This window comes from Planctopirus hydrillae (assembly GCF_001707835.1).
In the GTDB taxonomy this organism is placed as follows: domain Bacteria; phylum Planctomycetota; class Planctomycetia; order Planctomycetales; family Planctomycetaceae; genus Planctopirus; species Planctopirus hydrillae.
Map to the genome: position 1 here is coordinate 35,793 of NZ_LYDR01000072.1, position 21,200 is coordinate 56,992.

The window sequence follows — 21,200 nt, forward strand, 5'->3', positions numbered from 1 at the left end:
CGACTTGAAGTCTGTTTTCCCCGAGTGCCTCATCCCTGAAAGAGCATCCCCTATGATTTTTGACCTGCGCGGCATCAGTCTTTCTGGCAGATTATTGGCGGCTGTGTGTCTGGCAACAGCTCTGGAAACAACCATTCCGCAGGTTGCCAGTGCCAGTGACAGTGAAAAGCTGCAGTTCAATCGGGATATTCGTCCGATCCTGTCGAACAGTTGTTTTCAATGTCATGGCCCGGACAGTGCGAAGCGGGAAGCCGGGCTGAGGCTGGATCAGCGGGAAGCGGCTGTCGCGCAAACTGCTTCTGGAGTGAAGCCGATTGTCCCGGGCGATCACGCTGCCAGCGAGATCATCTCGCGGATCCTCTCAGATGATCCTGATCTCAAGATGCCACCGCCTGAGAGTGGCAAAACCGTGACTCCCGAGCAACTGGCAACACTCAAGCGGTGGGTCAGTGAAGGTGCGGAATATGAGGCGCACTGGTCGTTCCTGCCGATTCAAAGGCCTGCTGTTCCCGCTGTCAAAAATGACAGTCGAGTTCGTACTCCGATTGATCAGTTTTTACAAGCCCGCCTCGAAAAAGAAGGTTTGAGCTTAGCCGATGACGCCGATCGGGTGACGCTGATCCGGCGGGTTACTTTTGACCTGACAGGGTTGCCACCGACACCGGCAGAGGTTGAGGCTTTTGTGACAGATCCAGCGCCGGATGCGTATAGCAAAGTGGTCGATCGGCTGCTGGCTTCGCCGCGTTTTGGAGAGCACATGGCCCGCTACTGGCTGGATGCGGCCCGCTATGGTGATACACATGGTCTGCACCTGGATAACGAACGCTCGCTCTGGCCTTACCGCGAGTGGGTCATCAACGCGTACAACAATAATCTTCCGTTTGACCAGTTTACGATTGATCAACTGGCGGGAGATCTGTTGCCCGCACCGACGCTCGATCAGCGGGTGGCGACTGGGTTCAATCGCTGCAATGTGACGACGAGTGAAGGGGGTGCCATCGATGCCGAATGGTATGTCCGCTACGCCATTGATCGGACAGATGCCGTCGGGACGGTCTGGATGGGTCTGACGCTGACATGTGCTTCGTGCCATGACCATAAATTCGACCCGATCTCCCAGAAGGAGTTTTACTCACTCTATGCCTTCTTCAACAGCTTGAGTGATCGAGCCATGGATGGAAATGCTTTGTTGCCACCACCTGTCCTCAAATTGCCGACGGCCGATCAAGAGGCTCGAATGGCGGAGCTCAACAAAGAAATCGCGACCTTAAAACAGCAACTGGTGCAGATGCGCAAGGAGACTCCCTATGTCGAGCCATCGCTCGATGCCCCGGCTGATGCATTAACTGTGACCCGCAGGGACTACATCTGGATCGATGATGTTCTCCCGCCAGGTGCCCAGCCCCAGTCGAACACGGGGTCATGGAAGTTTATTACGGCTGCTGAGGGCCCGGTTCTCGCTGGAAATCTGGCATCCACGCGTACCTCCGAGGGGCTGGATCAACATTTCTTTACCGGCGCGAGTTCCCCACTCGCGATTGGTGAAGGAGACGAGCTCTTCGCGTATGTCTATCTCGATCCTGCCAATCCGCCAAAGACGATCATGCTCCAGTTTAATGACGGTGCGTGGGAGCATCGCGTTTACTTTGGCGAAGATGCGATCCCTTATGGCAAGGCAGGGACCGTGGGGCATCGACACGGTGGACCGTTACCACCCGTCGGACAATGGACACGAGTTTCTGTCAATGCCCAGCATGTGGGGTTGGCTTCGGGCTCGAAGCTGAATGGCTGGGCCTTTACACAGTTCGGTGGAACTGTGTACTGGGATAAAGCCGGGATTCGCACGTTGACACTTCAGAACGGTGAATCGTTCACTTCTTTACTCGCATGGGAAAACTATCAGAAACAACAGAAGAAGCCGGCACTTCCGGACAATATCGCCAAGCTGATCAAGATCGAATCTGACAAGCGGAATGCTAACCAGCAGAAACAGATCGTCGAGTACTTTGTCGAGTATGTGCATCCGGAAACTCGCCAGCTCTTTGAACCGCTGAATGGGCAGATTGCCAAGCTGCAAAGCGAAATTGATAGTGTCGAAAAACAGATTCCAGCCACGCTCGTGAGTGAAGATATGGCACAGCCACGTGAGGCTTTTGTGCTGATTCGAGGGGCTTACGATAAGCCGGGTGAGAAGGTGACGCGGGCGACACCAGCGGCCTTACCACCCATGCCTGACGACTTGCCACGCAACCGGCTGGGCCTGGCCAGGTGGCTGGTTTCGCGAGAACACCCACTCACTTCTCGAGTGACGGTGAATCGGATCTGGCAGCAGGTTTTCGGTATTGGAATTGTGAAATCGAGCAACGATTTCGGATCACAGGCTGAATGGCCGACTCATCCGGAGCTGCTCGACTGGCTGGCCTCCGAGTTCATGGAATCTGGCTGGGATCAGAAGAAATTCTTGAAGCTGATCGTGATGTCTCAGGCTTATCGGCAGTCATCTAAAGTCACTCCGGCGCTCTATGCAAAAGATCCTGAGAATCTGTGGCTGGGCCGTGGTCCACGCTTCCGGCTGGATGCCGAAACCATCCGCGACAGCGTGCTCTTTACCTCGGGACTGCTCGTGGAACGAAAAGGTGGAAAAAGCGTGCGGCCTTATCAGCCCTCGGGAATCTGGGAGCCAGTGGCATTTCAAAGTAGTAATACGCGGACATATACCCCTGATCAAGGAGAGTCGCTCTTTCGTCGCAGCCTCTATACCTTCTGGAAGCGGACAGCTCCACCACCCTCGATGACGACATTTGATGCTCCATCCCGCGAGACGTGCACAGTCCGCAGGGCGAGGACGAATACACCGCTCCAGGCGTTGGCGCTGATGAATGATGACCAGTATGTCGAAGCCGCCCGGCATCTGGCAGGGCAGATGATCAGTCAAGGGGGAGAGACTGCCGCTGAAAGGCTGAATTTTGCCTGCCTTCGCGTCTTGAGCCGGAATGCGAAAGCGGATGAATTGGCAGTCCTGGAGCGAGTCCTCGAAAAACAACTGGAGATTTATCGTGCGGATAGTAAGGCCGCTGAAGAACTGCTGAATGTCGGCACGCTTCCCAAACCCGGACAGATGGAAGCCCCGGAGCTGGCGGCCTATACCATGGTGGCCAATCTGATGCTGAATCTCGATGCGGCGATTACGAAAGAGTAGTTAGTTTTTTGAACTAAAAAAGAGGCTTTGCTGGTGCGTTATGATGCATAAGGCATGTTGGTAAAGTTATCGTTCTGTGCAGGGTTAGTTGATTCAAAGAGTATGACATAAACAGGATAAGGTGATTTCCCTTAATGAATTGTGTTTGATGTTTCCCAGCCACAGGCGGCGGGAAACATAGGATGATCAATGCAACCAAGGCCATCTCCATGAATTTAGCACTTAAGCCGTTTAATTTTGGAGGTGTCATGGATGCGATTGATGGAATTCAGCGTCGGCTGGAGCGATTCACATCGGCCCTGGAAAATGCAGGTGTACCCTATGCAATCGTTGGGGGAAATGCAGTCGCTCACTTGGTTTCGCGTATTCAGCCAGCCGCAGTCCGGTTTACGAAAAATGTCGATGTCCTGTTAAGAAAAGAAGATCTGGTGGCGGCTGGCGAGGCGGTCAAGTCAGCCGGATTTATTTATCGGCATGCCGCGACCATTGATTTTTTCCTTGATGGGTCAGACTCAAGTTTTGAAGAAGCTGTTCATGTGGTTCGAGCCAATGAGAAGGTGCGAAAAGAATACCTTTTACCGGCTCCTGATGTGACGCTAAGTGTCTCGACGGGAGCCTACAAAGTGCTGGATCTGGATGGCTTGATTCAGATGAAACTGACTTCGTTTCGCAAGCGAGACCAGGTTCATGTTGAAGACATGATTCAGATTGGATTGATTGATACTTCGTGGATCGAACGAGTCGCTCCTGAATTGAAATCCCGACTTGCGCAGATCTTTGATGAATTGGAACCTGAGTTTCGCCCCTGATTTGGAAATACAAACTAATCGTCTGTGTCTATTCAGATCCCTGAGAAAATCTACCTTTGGATGACCAATATGTCGCTTCAGAATATGGTTTACGAACAGCTTCGGCAGCAGATGGTTCGCCGGTACTTTTTCCAGCGATCTGCCGCAGGGCTCGGTGGGGCGGCTTTGGCTTCGCTGCTGAATCCGCAGTTATTTTCCGGGATGCCGGCACTGGCAGCGAATCCTGAAGTCAGTAGTGCCGTTCCGCCAGATCTTTCATCGCTGGGGGCATTACCCGGCCTGCATCATGCGCCAAAGGCCAAGCGGGTGATCTGGCTCTTTATGGCGGATGGGCCTTCTCAACTCGATCTGTTCGACTATAAGCCGAAGATGGTCGACTGGTTTGATAAAGACCTGCCCGATTCGATTCGGAATGGCCAGCGAATTACGACAATGACCTCGGGACAATCGCGGTTTCCCATTGCGCCCTCGGTTTTCAAGTTCAATCAGCATGGGCAGAACGGAACCTATATCAGCGAGTTGCTACCACATCTGGCTGGCGTTGTTGACGATTTAACGATTGTCAAAACGATGTATACCGAGGCGATCAATCATGATCCTGCGATTACATTTATTCAGACCGGGAGCGAACTTCCCGGGCGACCGAGTCTGGGGGCCTGGCTTTCGTATGGTATTGGTAGTCCCAACCAGGATTTACCGGCATTCGTGGTTCTGCACTCGAAGATTGCTGCCGGTGCACAGACGCAGGCCCTCTTCTCGCGATTGTGGGGTTCCGGATTCTTGCCCACAAAACATCAGGGAGTCGCCTTGCGTTCCAATGGTGACCCGGTCCTCTATTTATCCAATCCGAAAGGTGTCAGTTCGCAGTCTCGACGGACCATGCTCGATGGACTGGCGGAACTCAATCAGCAGCATCTGCAGGAAATGGGTGATCCCGAAATTGCAGCCCGCATTGCCCAGTACGAGATGGCTTTCCGGATGCAGACCTCTGTGCCGGATCTTGTCGATTTGAAGGATGAGTCGAAAGAAACGCTTGAGATGTACGGGCCCGAGGTGCATGAACCCGGCACCTTTGCCTATAACTGCCTGCTCGCACGTCGGCTGGCCGAACGTGGTGTGCGATTTACACAGATCTTTCTGCGGGGCTGGGATCACCATGGGGGATTGCCGGGGCAGATCCGTCAATTGGTGAAATCGGCGGATCAACCTTGTGCAGCTCTCATTAAAGATCTGAAGCAGCGGGGGATGCTGGATGATACGCTGGTGGTCTGGGGTGGCGAGTTTGGCCGCACGATCTACAGCCAGGGGACGTTGACGAAAGAAAACTATGGTCGCGATCATCATCCGCGCTGCTTTACGATGTGGTTCGCCGGTGGCGGTATGAAGCCCGGCACCGTCTATGGCGAGACCGATGACTTCAGCTATAACATCGTGAGTGAGAATCAGAAGATGCATATCCATGATCTCAACGCCACGATTCTGCATCTTCTGGGTATCAACCACGAGCGACTCACCTACCGCTCACAGGGCCGCGACTTCCGGCTGACAGACGTGGAAGGGAATGTGATCCGCGAGATTCTGGCGTGATGGTGGTTGCGGACGAGACGCAAATGGAATTAATCAATCAGAAGAATGCTCGGAGTCATCAGGAAATCCCATGTTGCGGGATAACTTCAATGCGTATTTCCGAACGATCAACCCCGCAGATGCCAGTTGAGTTAATGGTAAGCGATCACAGGGACCACTGATCCAGATTGCTGCGATTACCTGCTTGCTGGAATCGAAAATGGGAGCCGCCACACAAGCATACGCCTCGCTTTGTTCACAACGGTCAACAGCAAATCCTTGTTGACGAACCGTTGCCAGTTCTGCCTTGTAAGCTTTGATAGTGGTCAGAGTGTTTGGTGTATAACGAGTCCATGTGATACTGGAGATCAAGGGGGCTTGTAACGATTCCGGAAGGAAAGCCAGAATCGCCTTCGCGGGAGCAGCGGAATGCAGTGGAAAGGCATGTCCGATTTCCACGACCACTTTCACCGGGTGGGATGAGGGGAACTGATCGAGTACGACCCCCTGGCGTCCTGAGACAGTCCCTAGGAGCGCCGTCTCGCCAGTGGCATCGCGCAGGGCACGCAGGATGGGTGAAGCCACCTCCAGCAACCGTTGCCCACCGATGGCTCCGTAGCTGATGGAAAGCAGCTTCCGGTTCAGCCGATAAACCTTGGCCTCCTCGTCTCGGTCGACGTAGCCGCGCAGAGTTAGCGTGGAGAGGATGCGGAATACGGAGTTCTTCGGCATTCCCAGAGACGCCGTCAAAGATGTGAGGGTCACCCCCTCGGGATGTTTCGACAAGGTCTCCAAAAGATCGAGTGCTCGATCCAGAATAGGAACTTTGTACCGGAATAAAGGGTTTGTGGAGTCGTTGTCGTTTTTCGACATTATGTTTGTCCCATAAAATCCTGTTTCATATTGCAAACAAATCGTGATCGGGTTTCAATAGAGAGTCAAGAAACTCCCTAGTGATATTGGTTGCGACCCATGAAAGTGAAATCTGTTATCGTCACCGGCGGCTCCAGAGGCTATGGCTCCGGCATTGCGGAGGCCTTTGTAAATGCAGGCCATCATGTCTGGATCACGGGTCGGGATTTGACCTCTCTGGAATCGGCCGCTCATCGAATCGGAGCAGAAGCGTTTGTGGCCGATGCCACCGACAGCGTGGGGTGGGATCGACTCATTGACAGCGTGCTGTCGACGACCGGTCGGCTGGATGTTCTTGTTAATAATGCCGGAGAGGGTGTGCGGATCGCTCCGGTCAGCGAACAGTCGGACGATGACATGCATCGGAGTGTTTCGAGCAACCTGATCGGTGCCATGCTCGGCAGTCGTCGGGCCGCAGCCATCATGCAAGAGCAGGGTGACGGACTGATTGTGAATATCGGGAGTGTCTGCTCGAAGCATGCGTGGGGCGGTTGGAGCGTCTATTCCGCAGCCAAAGCAGGGTTGTTGATGTTCACCCGCTGCCTGTTGACTGAAATGCGACCGCATGGCGTGCGTGTCACATCGATTCTGCCGTCATGGGGACAGACGGAATTCACCGATTCGGCGAACCTTCCTTCGCGTGGTGCCGACGTCGAAGCTCTTTGTATTTCGCCCGACGATCTGGGGCGGCTTGTGGTGCACATTTCGGAACTTCCTCCACATCTGGTTGCCGAAGAAATCACACTCTGGCCAATGGTACAGCCGATTTCACAACTCTAGTGAAGGTTCTCCCCCTATGATTCGCCTGCTGATGCTGTGCTTGTGTCTTTTCAATCCGCTCATGGCGGCGGAACTGCTGGTGCAACCCGGCGACCAACCTCAAAACATCGCAGATCGTGCGTCTCCAGGTGACCGAATCGTATTCCTTCCCGGGCTGCACCAGCATGGCTTAGCGAGGCATCGCGCGATGCTCTATATCGATAAACCCCTGGAAATCGAATTGCGGGAAGGTGCGATTCTCAAGTTGGCGGACGGCGAAACCCGTCTGGAAGCACGACCCGAGATCACTACCGACCAGGATGCGGGGAAAAAACTGGACGACCTCGAAGTGGGTGGGGAATTTGACCTCGTTCAACCCTGTATATTCACCATCGATATTGATGGCGAAGGTTCAGATGGTTCGGTGGATACCTTTGCCTGGGGTGTTTTCGACAGCGTCGACAACCCGGACGGTCATTTTGAGAAAGCCAAAACGACGACCGCGTTCCGGGAGACTCCCCATCAGCGAATCCCAATTACCGGCGATTGGCAGGAGCTTGCAAAAGGGGTCACGATCCGTTTTGGCAGCACCACAGGTCATAACAAAGGAAGCCGGTGGTTCATCACGTACGACGGACCGGAGGCCTATGGGATTCGGATCGGACACGGCCAACAGCAGGAGACTATCCAAAATGTTCGTCTCTTCGGCAAAGGGACAATCGACATGAATTCTTCACGAAATGTGCAGCCTGGTTTTCTCGTGAAGAACATCAACTCCTGCGTTCTGGTACACGGGCGAGTTCAACATGTTGTGGTGGAAGGGATTACGATGACAAATTCCAATCGTTCTGTGATGTGCTACGGCCACCATACGGGGGAGTTTCTTCCGGGAGGAAAGACCGGACCCGGCGAGTCATTCGACGCGGAGGACATCGAGATCGTTCGCACACGCACGATCAATCCCCGAGGTGCGGGCCATCTGCTTGGTCATCCATCCTTTCGCGGATCGTTGCGAAATGTGAGGTGCCACCAGAATCACATTGAAACAGCCGTGACAGCGATCGAACCAAACTTCAATCTCGATGGCTATGAGGTTATAGGAAATGTGATCAAGAGTGGAGGATTGGCGATCCACTGCTGGAGACATTCACGCGGCGGAACGATCGCCGATAATCTGCTGATCGACGACAATTCGGGAAAGCCGGTGGTTGTTGTCAATGCGCCGAGAGGCTGGCAGCCTCCTGAGCCGCCAATCCTGCGGAATAATCGCAATCATTTAAGTGAAGTCAAAGCCGCGAAGGCAGAATAGGAACCGTTAAGCCCACCGGCTTGTGCCAAGGAATGATGCAAGTTTTCGCTCCCAAGGCCGCGACTTCCGGCTGACAGACGTGGAAGGGAATGTGATCCGCGAGATTCTGGCGTGATGTGCAGAGAATGCTTTCTATTTGTCAAACATGCGTTTTACCATCCCGAAATAGAAGTATTATTCGATTGATTCTCACATGTGGTGAAGGTGAAACTCTTTCGTATATTGTCCTAACCACTTTTAATTGGGAAAACTGCGTATGAATCAGGCGACAGATAGGAGGTTGACTACCAGAGTTGCATGTCGCTTGATCTTCTTGTTCACGATTGGTTACTGGATCGCGGAATCGCAAGCGGCCGAACTTCCAGTTCCAGCAAAATCAGACATACTGAGATTTGACAGTGTCAGGCTGGTCTACTGTTCTGATAAACCTGAGTTCTTACCTTGGCACCCATCGGCAAAAGGGTCGCTTTTTACAGTCGATTTTTTATGCGTGGATACCAACTGCGATTTGAAGGGGGAACTTCCTGATGACATGGTCGGCCAAATTGATACCTTGCGCGGTTCGTCAAGTATACTGCTTTATAGGCATTCCAGATTAGTAACCAGCAAAGGAGTTCATTGCCACGAGAGTAGTGGGCATTTTGCGAGGGTGGACAATGAGGGGACGATCCATCGACGTCGACTCGACGAGGAGGAAGATAGTCACATCTGGCAATTTGTAGGCGAGACTTACAGGGTCAAGTTGACGGCGATGGAGATGGGAAAAGTTAGAGCGGATCTTCTTGTCAGTACATCCCATCTTCAAGGTGAGCCGTTTCGTCTACACCCTGAGGATGACCATAACGAACCGCTATGGAGTCTGCTTCTGGGTACAGATAAAACCACGGCAGAGCTAGTGCTTCCAGACGATAAGTATGTGCTGATTAGCCGCTCGACATCCAGCCAAAAGACAAACGATATCGAGACAGTCATATATCGGTATAAGTTTGTTAGAGTCTCGGCATTCGAGCAGGCAGCACCTTGAGTTGTCTCATAGCCGCCGTTTGAGAAGTGGGGTGGGAGATCAACATCGAGATACTAGCTAGTTTGCTTCAAATGAAACGAGACTGGAAATGCTCGGCGCGACCATACAACTGAATCGATTGTCCGTTCTTCGATTGGTGATCTATTTATTTTCTTTGCAAACTTCGCGCCTCGCGTGAGTGCTGTATGAAGTTCCTGTTCGGGAGAGGTTTTTCTTTCGCGAACGTGCGGAGTTGTCCAAGAGAAAGTAGCGGCGACTTCGTGAGCTCAGTTGGCCGATAGGCAGGAGCACTGCTGGCGAGCCAGCAGTGGCACACGATTTTACATTACAATTTTTAAAATGACTTATGCCTGGGTGGGGTCGAAGCCGTGGATGAGCTCTTCTTCCCATTCCTGGAGGAGTGGCCAGCCTGTGGCGCAGGTGCCGAAGTCGGCGAGGTTGAGGTAAGATTTCAGGCGGTCAATCGTCTTCTGAATGTGGGCTGGCTGCTTGCGGAAGACCGGGCCGTGGCTGGGGAGGAGCCATTCGATCTTCGAATCGCGAATGCGTTCGAGCGATTTGATGAATTCGACAAGGTCGGACCCATGGTGGGCATCGATATTGCCGACACCACCATCGCGATAGATATTGTCGCCTGAGAAGAGATAGGGGCCCATTTCAAAGGCGAGCTGGCCATTGGCGTGGCCCGGAGTGCTCCAGACTTTGAGTTTCAAGTTCCCCACCGTGAGGACATCCCCTTCATCGATCGATTCATCCACAGGGATGGGGCTCAAATCGATGGAAATTCCCTGAGCGCTGATTTCCGCGTAGGTTTCGATTCGATCGGCTTTTTCCATGAGTAGCCTGGCATGGGGATGAGCCACCAGTCGGGCTTGAGGCATGAGTTCTTTCGCCCGCTTCATTCCCTGGATGTGATCAACATCCGCATGGGTGCAGATCAGGTAGCGGCACTGAGACAGGGCAAAATCCATCTGTCGGATGGCATCGATGATTTCGTCGGTGCTGTCTTCGAAACCAATATCAATCAAGGCCCATTCGCCGGCATCGTGAACGACATAGACCGAGCAGCCCATTCGCTGTCGGAACTGGTAGTTCATTTCGAGGATATTCGGAAAAAGTTCTCGTCGAGCCAGCATGCCACACCTGTTTTCAGAATCGGAAAGCCCGTTCACTTTCAGAGCATCTGTCAGATTCTAGGCAGGCTGCTCACCAAGTCGAAGTGAGTGAAGGATGAAGTTTTGATTCCCCTCAAAAAATTTGCATATTTCTGAATGATTGTCAGAAAGTCTTCCACGTACTGCACAGAAGTCGTCTGGAGAGTCGCGGTCTGGAACTTTCGTGATGGTTTCATGAGCGACCAAAAGATTTGAGAGTAAGACTGCAGGATCGCACCACCTATCCCGGAAACTCTCTGCAGTTTGCCTGAAGGTGTGAAAAGAGCCCCGGTTCTTGCCTGTCGAGTCTGCGCGACCGGATCAGATTACCAATCGCAGGGATTGTGCGGCAAATTCTGCAGGTGGTCTCCGCGATTTGTCTGAGACGGGCATGGAGTCGGGTGCGATGGCGAACCGATTTTCTGAATGGCTGAGGAGTTGTCACTTTACACTGGCCGATTGATTGCCAGTGCCATCAGCCATTCCCGCCAACAGGACGTTGGAGTTATCTCGATGAATTCCATGCTCACCAGCCTGCTGGCCCAGCCCCAGGTTGAACCGATTCGGGTGTCTCGCATTCTCCTGAATTTTGGCACTCGTGAAGTTGCCATTGACGAGGATGAGTTCGTCATTGGCAGAGCCGAGTTCTGCGATCTGGTGATCCCTGATCCCGCAGTGGCTGATTTTGCTGCCAGGATTCGTCTGGATGGTGGAGCTGCCTGGATCGAAGCGACGGAGTTTTCTTCCGTCGTGATGATTGATGGTCGCCCCTATCGTCGACGAGCCTTGAGAGACGGCGATCGGTTGCAGTTCGGTGGCGAGGTCTGGTCCGTCACGTTGCAGACCAATCGCGAACCAGCGACGCAAGTTGAAAATGCGGCTGTTTCTCGAGATTTGCTTGAACAGGAAATCCGCGAGCTGTTTGAACTGATGAACTGGAAAACCAGCGGCGAGACTTCATCAAACGAGCGTCTGGAAGATTCTCCAGGATCCTTGCCTCCGCAAGGTGTGCAGGCCCTCTTGCGTGCGGCGCTTTCTTCACAGCGTGAGCCAGCGGCCAATGCGCTCGAAATGGCTGACGAGTTGCCAGTGGAGACTCATCGGGCAGCGGGGATCGATGAAGTTGGACATCCGGAATCTGACCTCCATGATCTTCGAGTTGACCTCGATGAGCGAACTCGCGCTGCCCAGCGAGAACTGGAAGCCAGGATTGAAAGTCTGCTCAATCATCTGGGGGAAAGTGCTGCAGCACTCAGGGCTTCGGCCTAGCAATCAGTTTGCGATCGAAGAGGTTTTGCAGCCGAGACCTGGAAAAAGGTCTCGGCTGTTTTCGTTATGTGCGGGCGCTGGCTGGCGAGTGCTCGCCGGACGCACAGAGCCTGGTTGCCTGTCTCAATTCGGCGCTTGCCTGAGCGTAGGCTTTGCAGTATGGTCGATTAGTTGTGAAAACAAGTGTTTATGATTCGCTGCAGTGTTGGGAACGCCGCCTCATTAAGATGAATTGTCGTGAACCGGCAAGCTCCGGCCGTCGGCCATGATGTTGCAGATCAATTGTTTCGACATGTTTTCCCAATTGTTTGGCTGTTTTCTTCGTAGACAGGGAGGTCAAGTTCCAGACTTGCCTGGGATTCGAGTCAGAGATGCTTAGGCTTGGCGCTGGTTTCGATGGGAAACAGGAATATGTTCGGGGACTCGACATGTTTCCCGATGGATGCTTTCCAAGTGATGCTTCTCCAGGGGAAAACAAGGCTCTGTTTTTGAAAATTGCCGTGACAGAGAGCACTGAAGACTCTCATGGTTGTGGGAGTCTTCGGGCCACATCATGATAGACAAACAAGTGTTAACCTGATGAGCAGCATTGATATGTATCGTGAAAGGTTGAGGCGACTGGTGGAGTATGTCATGCACGACCAGTGGCGAAATCAGCTCAATGAATCACCGTCAGAAGGGGCAACCGGATTGATCGCACGACACACCCACAAGCTCAATACAGCCGTCCATCGACCGCGATTCGCATGGTTGACCCACTCGACGTGGGCTTTGCTGTTTACGGTGGCGCCAGTTCTGGGGATGGCCCCGGCTGTCTCTTTCGGACAGGCGGATACACCGGCGGCGGCTCAGGAGAAATCCGAAAAGGAAGCAGCCCCTGTCAGTGAGCCGAAGGTCAATCCCAATCGGCAGGTTGCCATCAGCCCGTTGGGAGTGATTCATGCGGGGGACTGGCCTCATTGGCGCGGGCCGGAGATGAACGGGATTTCCCGGGCGAAGAATCTGCCAGCGACATGGTCTCCTGATGGGGAAAATGTGCTCTGGAAGAACGACGAACTGGCTGGACGATCAACTCCGATCGTGATGAACGGCAAGCTCTACTCGCTGGTCAGGCATCAGCCGGCCACTCCTGAGGAAGCGGAAAAAGTCATTTGTGTCGATGCAGCGACCGGTAAAAAAATCTGGGAAAACGTTTTCAACGTCTTTGAATCGGACGTTCCCGATACACGCGTGGGCTGGTCGAGTGTGGTGGGTGATCCACACACCGGGAAAGTCTTTGCGCTGGGTGTTTGCGGGCTGCTACAGGCCATTGATGCGGAGACCGGAAAGACTCACTGGCAGCGTTCGATGAGCGAAGAGTATGGCATGCTGACCACTTACGGTGGCCGTACTAATTTTCCCATTGTGTTTGAGCACCTGGTCATTATCGGTGGTGTGCTGATCAACTGGGGCGAAAACGCTCAACCCGCCCATCGTCTGATGGCGTTTGATCAACGCAATGGTGAACTGGTCTGGCTGGTTTCGACCAAGCTCCGTCCGGAAGACACGACTTACAGCACTCCCACATTTGCTGTGATTGATGGCGAAGTGCAACTCGTGCTGGGGGCTGGTGATGGAAGCATGTACGGCTTCCAGCCACGTACGGGGAAGCAACTCTGGAACTATGATGTTTCGCCACGAGGCATTAACACGTCGCCCATCGTGATTGGCAGCACCGTAATCTGCGGGCATAGTGACGAAAATCTCGACGACACAAAGATGGGTGCCTTGTTTGCCATCGATGCGACCAAGCGTGGCAATCTGACCAAAGCCGGAGAACTCTGGAGAAATAAAGAGCAGTATATTGGCAAGTGTGCTCCGGTCGTTGTCGGTGATCGGATCTACGCGATTGACGATGGCGGGATCTTCTTCGTGGTCGATCTGAAGAGTGGCAAACTGATTGGCAAACAGAAAATTGGCACGATGGCCCGGGCGAGTGCTGTCTATGGTGACGGCAAGATTTACGCAGTGGATGCCACCGGCCGCTGGTTCACATTTGAACCCGATGAAGCCAAGGGGCTGAAGAAAGTTCATTCGATGCGGCTGGATGCCGAAGTGAATGCGTCGCCCATCATTGCTGATGGCCGGTTGTATGTCACGACCGATACGACGATGTACTGCATTGGCAGTGCCAACCCTGAAGTGACTTACGACGCTATTCCGCCAGTGGCTCAGGAAGCACTGGTGGGTGCCGAGGATCAACCCGCTGCGGCGACGATCGTCCCAGCCGAAGCTGTGATGAAGCCCGGGCAGAAACTCGCGTTTCAAGTCTTGCTTTACAACAGCAAAGGTCAGTACCTGCGCCCCGCGACTGAGAAGGAGATTGCCTACACGATCACCGGGACTGGCAAGATTGATCCTGATGGTGAATTCAGCCTGGCGACTGATACCGCCAATACGGCATCGATGGTGACGGCCAAAATCGGGGAGATCTCGACCACGGCCCGGATCCGGGTGATTCCCGATCTTCCACTGGAGTTTGCTTTCTCCGATGGTGTGGTCCCCATCACCGGGATCGGGATGCGTTATCGGCATATCGGACTGGATTACGATCTCTGGAAAAAGCTCTACAGCGAGAATCTCCTGGCTGCTAAATGCTACGTGTATCTCACAACTCAGTTCAGCAATCTGGGGCGAGATCAGCTCAAGATTGATGACAGCACTCCCGTTCAGCCACGGACGACTTTCTTCCGTTATCTGGGTCTGCTGGAAGAGCTGACGACGCAGGAGTTGGCTCAGGCCAAGCTGAATCCCGCTCTGGAATTGCTGCAGAAGGAAGGGGTTCTTGCCAGCTTCAAGTGGGTCGGGACTCCCGAGACCGGGGCCACACTGGTGGTTGCCAAGGGCCCGAGGAAGGTCGAAGGGAATGGCGTGCTGTGCAAGATCACGACCATTCCTAAGGGAACACGCAGCCAGGGGTGGATTGGTCGGCCCGATATGGCCAACTACACGATTCAGGCCGATGTCGCTTCGGCTCCGCTCGAAGTTTCGGCAAATGCTGACCCGAATGCCCGCATGCCGGATATCGGGGTGATGAATCAGCGCTATCGCATCGAACTGATGGGAGCGAGTCAGCAGGTGAAGGCCTATTCGTGGTATCCGCACGATCAGAAGGTGCATACGGTTCCCTATGCATGGAAACCGGATACGTGGTACACGATGAAAATGGTGGTCGATACGATTGAACACAATGGTCAGCCCGCATCGAAAGTCCGTGGAAAGGTGTGGTTGAAAGATCAGCCTGAGCCTGAAGCGTGGACGATTGAATGGATTGATCAACCCGCCAATTTCCATGGCAGCCCCGGGCTGTTCGGGAATGCCAAAGATACGGAAATCTTCTTTGATAATGTGAAGGTCACGCCGCGGAGTTAAGTCGCGTTGACAGCCTGGCAGGTCTGGGCGGCGGGTGGTCGATCGGTCGTTTTGTTGAAATAAAATTGTGATGCCTGCGGGCTCGTTGATAGGAACGTCTCATGTCTCAATTTGCGTGGCTGAATCATCTTCTCGGGCAAAGGCTGCCAACGGCAGATCTGAAATCATCGAGCTTTTCCAGATCTGGCCTGCAGAATCTGGGCCGGGTGGCGCTGGCTGGATCCTTGATGATTTCTGCTGCGGTGGCATCGGAACCTTCGGGAACCAAGTTTGATCCTACGGCTGCGGCACTGAAGGAAATTGCCACTTTGAAGGTGCAGCCCAAAGACTGGCCTCAATGGGGTGGCAGTACGTATCGCAACAACACACCTGAAGGAAAGAATATTCCTACTCAGTGGGATCTGGAGTCGGGCGAAAATATTCTCTGGGCAGCTCCGCTGGGTTCACAGACATACGGCAACCCGGTGGTCGCCAACGGGAAAGTTTACGTCGGCACAAACAACGGATATGGCTACATCAAGCGATATCCCAAGAATGTCGATCTGGGAGCACTTGTCTGTTTTGATGAGAAGACCGGGAAGTTTCTGTGGCAGCACAGTAATCCCAAATTGCCCACTGGTCGCGTGCACGACTGGCCTCTGCAGGGAGTGTGTGCTGCGGTTTACGCTGAGGGAGACAAGCTGTGGTATGTCTCCAATCGTGGAGAGGTTGTCTGCCTCGATGCCGAAGGTTTCCACGATGGTGAAAACGATGGGCCTTATGTTTCTGAGCCCAACTCGAACAAAGACGAGGCGGACATCATCTGGCGCGTCGATATGATGGGCCAGTTGGGGGTGTCTCAGCACAATATGTGCAACTGCTCCATCACCGCTGTCGATGGTGTGATCTTTGTGAATACCTCGAATGGTGTGGATGAATCGCACATCAATCTGCCGGCTCCCAATGCACCGAGCTTTATTGCTTTGGATCAGGCGACTGGTAAAGTCCTGTGGACGGATGACAGTCCGGGGGCCAACATTCTGCATGGACAGTGGTCAAGCCCCTGTCACTTCGTACTGGATGGCCAGGCCCAGGTGGTCTTTGGCGGTGGTGATGGCTGGGTCTACAGCTTTGATCCTAAAGGTGATGGATCTGGCAAAGCCAAACTCCTCTGGAAGTTTGACGGCAACCCGAAAGATTCGCTCTATCTGCTGGGTGGACGGGCCACACGCAATCACATCATTGCAACTCCCGTCTACTACGACGGCTACGTGTATGTCGGCGTCGGGGAAGATCCTGAACATGGGGAAGGGCAGGGACACCTGTACTGTATTGACCCGAAGAAGCGGGGAGATGTCAGCCCAACTCTCGCTTTCGATAAAGACGGCAAGCCACTTGAAGCACGTCGACTCCAGAACCTCGATCCGAAGAAAGGTGAGGTGGAAAAGCCGAATCCCAATTCGGCAGTGGTCTGGCACTATGACCAGATCGACAAGAATGGCAACAAAAAATTCGACTTCGAAGAGACGATGCACCGCACTTGCGGCACTGTCGCAATCAAGGATGATCTGCTCTTTGTGGCCGACTTCAGCGGTCTGTTCCATTGCCTCGATGCCAAGAAGGTCGACGCCAATGGCAAGCCCGTGGTGTACTGGGTTCACGACATGTTTGCCGCTTCGTGGGGTTCGCCACTGATTGTGGAAGGCCGCGTCTACATTGGCGACGAAGATGGTGACATTTCGATTTTTGAACTTTCCAAAGAGATGAATCTCATTGGGGAAATCAATATGTCGAACGCGGTCTACTCGACCCCAGTGGTGGCCGGTGATGTACTGTACATTGCCAACAAGTCGACATTGTTTGCCATCAAGGAAGGTGCCAAGCTCGAGGGGGGCTTCAAAGACACCCCTCGTAACGACGAAGTCGCTGATTAACTTCTGGATTCATCGCTGGCTGGAGCAAATCGTGTCCGATTTGCGATTTCACTGCTTCAACCAGCGATGCTTTCGAGTAGTCTAGGTGTTGAACAAAACGTTTTGGTGCTGAACAAGGCTCTCGTTTCCCCATGAAGAGCCTGCAAGAAACTCCGGGGCCACAAAGTTGTTCTGCGCTTGAACTCCCAATGTCACCTGCGAGTGCCAACATTGCTCTTACAGCCAGATGATGGAACTGTTCCTGTATGACAACGCGCGCTCTCGGCAGCGAACTTCTTGAACCGTTTGACTGTAACCCACTGACTCGTGTGGTTTATGGGCCGGGTTCAATCCTGCAGCTCGGGAAGCTTGCCAGGGATTATGGTGCTTCGCGTGTGGTCCTGTTTACCGATTCGGGCATTCTCGCCACGGGTCACATTGACCGCTGTCTGCAAAGCCTGCAGGCAGCCGGTGTCGCTACGACACTTTTCAGCGGTGTGCATCCGAATCCCTCCTCGGACGATGTCGATCAGGGGGTGCAGGTGGCCCGTGAAGCTCAAGCCGATTTTCTGATTGCTGTGGGTGGTGGCAGCAGTATCGACTGTGCCAAAGGGGTCAACTTTGTACTGACTGGCGGGGGCACAATTCACGACTATTGGGGTGTGGGTAAAGCCAGAGGGCCGATGCTCCCTTTGATTGTGGCTCCTACAACCGCCGGGACAGGGAGTGAAGCTCAATCCTACGCACTGATTTCCGATGCAAAAACGCATGTCAAGATGGCATGTGGCGATCAGCGGGCCTCATGCAAAGTGGCCATTCTCGATCCTGAGTTGACTGTCAGCATGCCTCGCAGTGTGACGGCTGCCACTGGGATTGACGCTCTCAGTCATGCGATTGAATCGCATGTCACAACGCGCCGAAACAGTGTCTCGCAATCCTTCAGTCGTCGCGCCTTTCGACTGTTGTCACAGGCCTTACCGATCGTGCTGGATGAACCGGCTCACCTTCCTGCACGGGGGGCAGCACTTCTGGGGGCTCACTGGGCGGGAGCTGCGATTGAGAATTCAATGCTGGGTGCGACCCATGCACTTGCCAATCCTTTAACAGCGACTTATGGCATTACGCATGGAGTGGCGATCGGGATCATGTTGCCTCATGTGATTCGGTACAACGAGCCAGCAGTCTCTGGCCTGTATGCGGAACTCGCAGCCACATTGCCGTGTGATGCGAAATCTGATCGAGCACAGGGTCGTGAAAAACAGGGTGGTGAAAAATTGAAGGCTGGAGAAATTCTGGCAGGCTTTGTGGAGCAGGTTGTCCGACAGGCTGGCCAACCGACGAACCTGCTGGAATTGGGCGTTGAAGAGAGCCGATTGAATGAATTGGCTCAGGCGGCTGCAGTTCAATGGACGGGCACCTTCAACCCGCGACCGGTCGATGTCAACAGTCTTGAGGAGCTTTACCGATGCGCTCTCTCCCACTGATGCTGGCTTTTCTGGTGAGTTTGCCAGGAATCCTGGCGACAGGTACGGCAACTCTTTTTGCTCAAGAACTGTCGGCCACAGATCGGCCTACCGCAGAAAAGTCTGCCACAGATCAGGTCATCACAGATCGGCCTTTTGATTCGAATCCAGCCAGTCCTCAGGCCCATTGGCCAAGTTTCCGTCAAAATCTGCTGCAGACAGGTGTCGCTACCAGCAGCCTGCCCGAGAAACTGGAACTGGTCTGGGAGGTTTCACTGGGTGATCAGATTGAGGCCAGTTGTGCGATTTCCGGTGGCAAGGTCTATGCACCCTGTTTATCGGGTCATATTGTCTGTCTCGACCTGAAGACCGGTCAGAAAGAGTGGTCGTATCAGTCGATTGATGAGATTCCTGCGAACAGCTTTGCCCCCGGTTTTAAAGCCCCCGTCACGATTTCGAGGGGCGTGGTCTATGCGGGCGATGAAGACGGGGTGATGCATGCGATTGATGCCGCGACTGGCAAAAGAAAATGGATCTACAAGACGGAAGGTGAGATCTATAGCGGAGCTGTTGTTGTCGATGACCGCCTGCTGTTCGGTTCTTATGATAACGCTTTGCATTGTGTCAAAGTGGAGGATGGGACGGCTTTCTGGAAGTTTGCCACTGATGGTTATGTCCATTGCACGCCGGGTATTGTTGAAAACTCAGCCTTCATTGCCGGTTGCGACGAACACCTTCGCCGAATTGATCTGCAAACTGGTAAGGAACTCTCTGTCCTGCCCCTCTCGACATACCTGATTGCCTCGCCCGCCATTCGTGGTGATCTGCTTTACGTGGGGACTTATGCGAATGAAGTCGTCGCGGTCAACTGGCGGGAGATGAAGATTGCGTGGCGTTACCGCCCCAGTGACAAAGAGTTTCCTTTCCACTCGTCGGCTGCGCTGGGGGAAAAAGTTCTGGTGATTGGCAGCCGGGATAAGCAGATTCACGGGATTGAAATTGCGACAGGCAAAGGTTTGTGGACGACTCCGACGCGGGCGCGGGTTGACAGCAGTCCGGCAATTGTCGGCCAGCGGGTCTTTGTAGGATCCGATGATGGCAATCTCTATCAACTGGCTATCGAAAGTGGTGAAGTGCAGTGGAAGTTTAATCTCGGCAAGTCAATTCATGCCGGGCCGGTGGTTGGCGAAGGATACCTCGTGGTGGGCTCGACATCTTCGGATGGGCGACTCTGCTGCTTTGGCAAGAAGTAGTTCTTACAACGAAACCAGCCAAAAGAAGTGAGGATCTCAACTCGCTGCTGGTGAGAGAGTCTGTTAGAGATTAGACTGCAATGCATCAATAGGTTCTGATCTGCTCAGCAGACAGAATAGCCGCCATTTTCTGATTTAGGAGCAGTTTCACACCATGATTCGCATGACTAAAGCTCTGGGCACTCTGGCCATTCTGACAGTGATGACATTTGTCGGCACAGCGTTTTCCAATGCCGCCGAGACCGAAGAAGGCTTTAAGCAGCTTTTTGATGGCAAGTCTTTTGAAGGCTGGAAGATCAATGAGAATCCCGATAGCTGGAAGATCGAAGATGGTGCGTTTGTCTGCAAAGGCAATCGTAGCCACCTGTTTTATGTGGGTGATGATAAGCCCTTCAAGAACTTCGAATTGAAGGTCGATGTCTGGACAGAACCGAACAGCAATGGCGGGATCTACTTTCATACCAAGTATCAGGATACTGGCTGGCCTAAGCATGGCTTCGAATGCCAGGTCAACAACAGCTATAAAAGCGATCCACGCAAGACGGGCAGTCTCTATGCCGTCAAGGATGTGCTCGAAGCTCCCGCGAAAGATGGTGAATGGTTTACCGAGCATGTCACTGTGAAAGACAAGCATGTGGTGATCAAGGTCAATGACAAAGTCGTCGTCGATTACACAGAACCTGCTGATGCCAAGCCGGGCAAAGATTTCACACGCGTTGTCGATGAAGGAACATTCGCACTTCAGGCACATGATCCTGGCAGTGTGGTGCGATTTAAGAACATTCGCGTGAAGCGGCTCGACTGATCGACGACTTTTAAAGCTTCATCGCTTTTGAGAGCGAGCAGAAATTTCTCATAAGAGAAAGGTCTGCTCGCTGTTTTTTTGGTAGCGAAAATAGTCTCTATGTCCTTGTTGATCCCAAAGTCCCATGACCTGGGGGCAAACGAAGACGTTTGACCCCAGCCACCCCGTTTTAAGCCCCGTGTTTCCAGTCACACTTGAATGCAGAGATGTGTGTAATAGTCAGCCCAGAGCTGCAAGCATGGCACACAGCACAATGAGATACGGAAAAGACCCTCGCCCGGCCCTCTCCCACGATGACGCGGGCGAGGGTTCCAGAGGGGCATGTGCATGGCGCGGCTTCTTGTTGTCGTACCTTGTACGACAACCCGGGTATTG

Annotated in this window: 14 protein-coding genes; 12 read left to right on the forward strand and 2 right to left on the reverse strand. The window is 53.4% G+C overall.

What is annotated here, in order from left to right; all coding sequences use genetic code 11:
- Window positions 1–52 precede the first annotated feature (52 nt).
- From A6X21_RS10435 to A6X21_RS10445, 3 genes are all read left to right on the forward strand, one after another.
- A complete protein-coding gene (locus tag A6X21_RS10435) occupies window positions 53–3,199 on the forward strand; it encodes a PSD1 and planctomycete cytochrome C domain-containing protein (RefSeq protein WP_068847713.1) in 3,147 nt (1,048 codons plus the stop codon).
- 182 nt (window positions 3,200–3,381) lie between these two features.
- The gene (locus A6X21_RS10440) at window positions 3,382–4,008 is read left to right on the forward strand and encodes a hypothetical protein (RefSeq protein ID WP_240490233.1); all 627 of its coding nucleotides are present in this window, start codon (window positions 3,382–3,384) and stop codon (window positions 4,006–4,008) included.
- A gap of 69 nt (window positions 4,009–4,077) precedes the next feature.
- On the forward strand, window positions 4,078–5,595 hold the full coding sequence (locus tag A6X21_RS10445) for a DUF1501 domain-containing protein (protein WP_083233537.1): 1,518 nt from the start codon (window positions 4,078–4,080) through the stop codon (window positions 5,593–5,595).
- Window positions 5,596–5,628: 33 nt separating this feature from the next.
- On the opposite strand, the gene A6X21_RS10450 is transcribed toward A6X21_RS10445, so the two are convergent.
- Window positions 5,629–6,447 (reverse strand): IclR family transcriptional regulator, encoded by an 819-nt coding sequence (locus A6X21_RS10450; RefSeq protein ID WP_068847715.1) that lies wholly within the window; start codon window positions 6,445–6,447, stop codon window positions 5,629–5,631.
- A gap of 99 nt (window positions 6,448–6,546) precedes the next feature.
- Between A6X21_RS10450 and A6X21_RS10455 the strand changes: the two genes are divergently transcribed.
- The 3 genes from A6X21_RS10455 (at window position 6,547) to A6X21_RS10465 (ending at window position 9,578) form a co-directional block, all read left to right on the forward strand.
- A complete protein-coding gene (locus tag A6X21_RS10455; protein ID WP_068847716.1) occupies window positions 6,547–7,266 on the forward strand; it encodes an SDR family oxidoreductase in 720 nt (239 codons plus the stop codon).
- Window positions 7,267–7,282: 16 nt separating this feature from the next.
- Window positions 7,283–8,554, forward strand: a complete 1,272-nt coding sequence (locus A6X21_RS10460) for a hypothetical protein (RefSeq protein WP_068847717.1) — start codon at window positions 7,283–7,285, stop codon at window positions 8,552–8,554.
- A gap of 256 nt (window positions 8,555–8,810) precedes the next feature.
- Window positions 8,811–9,578, forward strand: a complete 768-nt coding sequence (locus A6X21_RS10465; RefSeq protein ID WP_068847718.1) for a hypothetical protein — start codon at window positions 8,811–8,813, stop codon at window positions 9,576–9,578.
- 344 nt (window positions 9,579–9,922) lie between these two features.
- On the opposite strand, the gene A6X21_RS10470 is transcribed toward A6X21_RS10465, so the two are convergent.
- Window positions 9,923–10,714: an MBL fold metallo-hydrolase gene (locus A6X21_RS10470; RefSeq protein ID WP_068847719.1), complete on the reverse strand. Its 792-nt coding sequence runs from the start codon at window positions 10,712–10,714 to the stop codon at window positions 9,923–9,925.
- A gap of 531 nt (window positions 10,715–11,245) precedes the next feature.
- On the opposite strand from A6X21_RS10470, the gene A6X21_RS10475 reads away from it, so the two are divergent.
- The 6 genes from A6X21_RS10475 (at window position 11,246) to A6X21_RS10500 (ending at window position 20,825) form a co-directional block, all read left to right on the forward strand.
- Window positions 11,246–12,001, forward strand: a complete 756-nt coding sequence (locus tag A6X21_RS10475) for an FHA domain-containing protein (RefSeq protein WP_165603755.1) — start codon at window positions 11,246–11,248, stop codon at window positions 11,999–12,001.
- Window positions 12,002–12,580: 579 nt separating this feature from the next.
- A complete protein-coding gene (locus A6X21_RS10480) occupies window positions 12,581–15,412 on the forward strand; it encodes an outer membrane protein assembly factor BamB family protein (protein WP_240490234.1) in 2,832 nt (943 codons plus the stop codon).
- Window positions 15,413–15,513: 101 nt separating this feature from the next.
- Window positions 15,514–17,325: an outer membrane protein assembly factor BamB family protein gene (locus A6X21_RS10485; RefSeq protein ID WP_068847721.1), complete on the forward strand. Its 1,812-nt coding sequence runs from the start codon at window positions 15,514–15,516 to the stop codon at window positions 17,323–17,325.
- Between the two features lie 245 nt (window positions 17,326–17,570).
- Window positions 17,571–18,788, forward strand: coding sequence for an iron-containing alcohol dehydrogenase (locus A6X21_RS10490; protein ID WP_068847722.1), 1,218 nt, complete (start codon window positions 17,571–17,573; stop codon window positions 18,786–18,788).
- Window positions 18,770–20,020: an outer membrane protein assembly factor BamB family protein gene (locus tag A6X21_RS10495; RefSeq protein ID WP_068847723.1), complete on the forward strand. Its 1,251-nt coding sequence runs from the start codon at window positions 18,770–18,772 to the stop codon at window positions 20,018–20,020. Before A6X21_RS10490 ends, A6X21_RS10495 begins: the two co-directional genes overlap by 19 nt.
- Window positions 20,021–20,174: 154 nt before the next feature.
- Window positions 20,175–20,825 (forward strand): 3-keto-disaccharide hydrolase, encoded by a 651-nt coding sequence (locus A6X21_RS10500; protein WP_068847724.1) that lies wholly within the window; start codon window positions 20,175–20,177, stop codon window positions 20,823–20,825.
- The last annotated feature ends 375 nt before the right edge of the window (window positions 20,826–21,200 follow it).

Bases quoted from the DNA above. Each gene is read 5' to 3' on its own strand.
- A6X21_RS10435 (WP_068847713.1), top strand. From the start codon at position 53: ATGATTTTTGACCTGCGCGGCATCAGTCTTTCTGGCAGATTATTGGCG.
- A6X21_RS10440 (WP_240490233.1), top strand. From the start codon at position 3,382: ATGATCAATGCAACCAAGGCCATCTCCATGAATTTAGCACTTAAGCCG.
- A6X21_RS10445 (WP_083233537.1), top strand. From the start codon at position 4,078: ATGTCGCTTCAGAATATGGTTTACGAACAGCTTCGGCAGCAGATGGTT.
- A6X21_RS10450 (WP_068847715.1), bottom strand. From the start codon at position 6,447: ATGTCGAAAAACGACAACGACTCCACAAACCCTTTATTCCGGTACAAA.
- A6X21_RS10455 (WP_068847716.1), top strand. From the start codon at position 6,547: ATGAAAGTGAAATCTGTTATCGTCACCGGCGGCTCCAGAGGCTATGGC.
- A6X21_RS10460 (WP_068847717.1), top strand. From the start codon at position 7,283: ATGATTCGCCTGCTGATGCTGTGCTTGTGTCTTTTCAATCCGCTCATG.
- A6X21_RS10465 (WP_068847718.1), top strand. From the start codon at position 8,811: ATGAATCAGGCGACAGATAGGAGGTTGACTACCAGAGTTGCATGTCGC.
- A6X21_RS10470 (WP_068847719.1), bottom strand. From the start codon at position 10,714: ATGCTGGCTCGACGAGAACTTTTTCCGAATATCCTCGAAATGAACTAC.
- A6X21_RS10475 (WP_165603755.1), top strand. From the start codon at position 11,246: ATGAATTCCATGCTCACCAGCCTGCTGGCCCAGCCCCAGGTTGAACCG.
- A6X21_RS10480 (WP_240490234.1), top strand. From the start codon at position 12,581: ATGAGCAGCATTGATATGTATCGTGAAAGGTTGAGGCGACTGGTGGAG.
- A6X21_RS10485 (WP_068847721.1), top strand. From the start codon at position 15,514: ATGTCTCAATTTGCGTGGCTGAATCATCTTCTCGGGCAAAGGCTGCCA.
- A6X21_RS10490 (WP_068847722.1), top strand. From the start codon at position 17,571: ATGACAACGCGCGCTCTCGGCAGCGAACTTCTTGAACCGTTTGACTGT.
- A6X21_RS10495 (WP_068847723.1), top strand. From the start codon at position 18,770: ATGCGCTCTCTCCCACTGATGCTGGCTTTTCTGGTGAGTTTGCCAGGA.
- A6X21_RS10500 (WP_068847724.1), top strand. From the start codon at position 20,175: ATGATTCGCATGACTAAAGCTCTGGGCACTCTGGCCATTCTGACAGTG.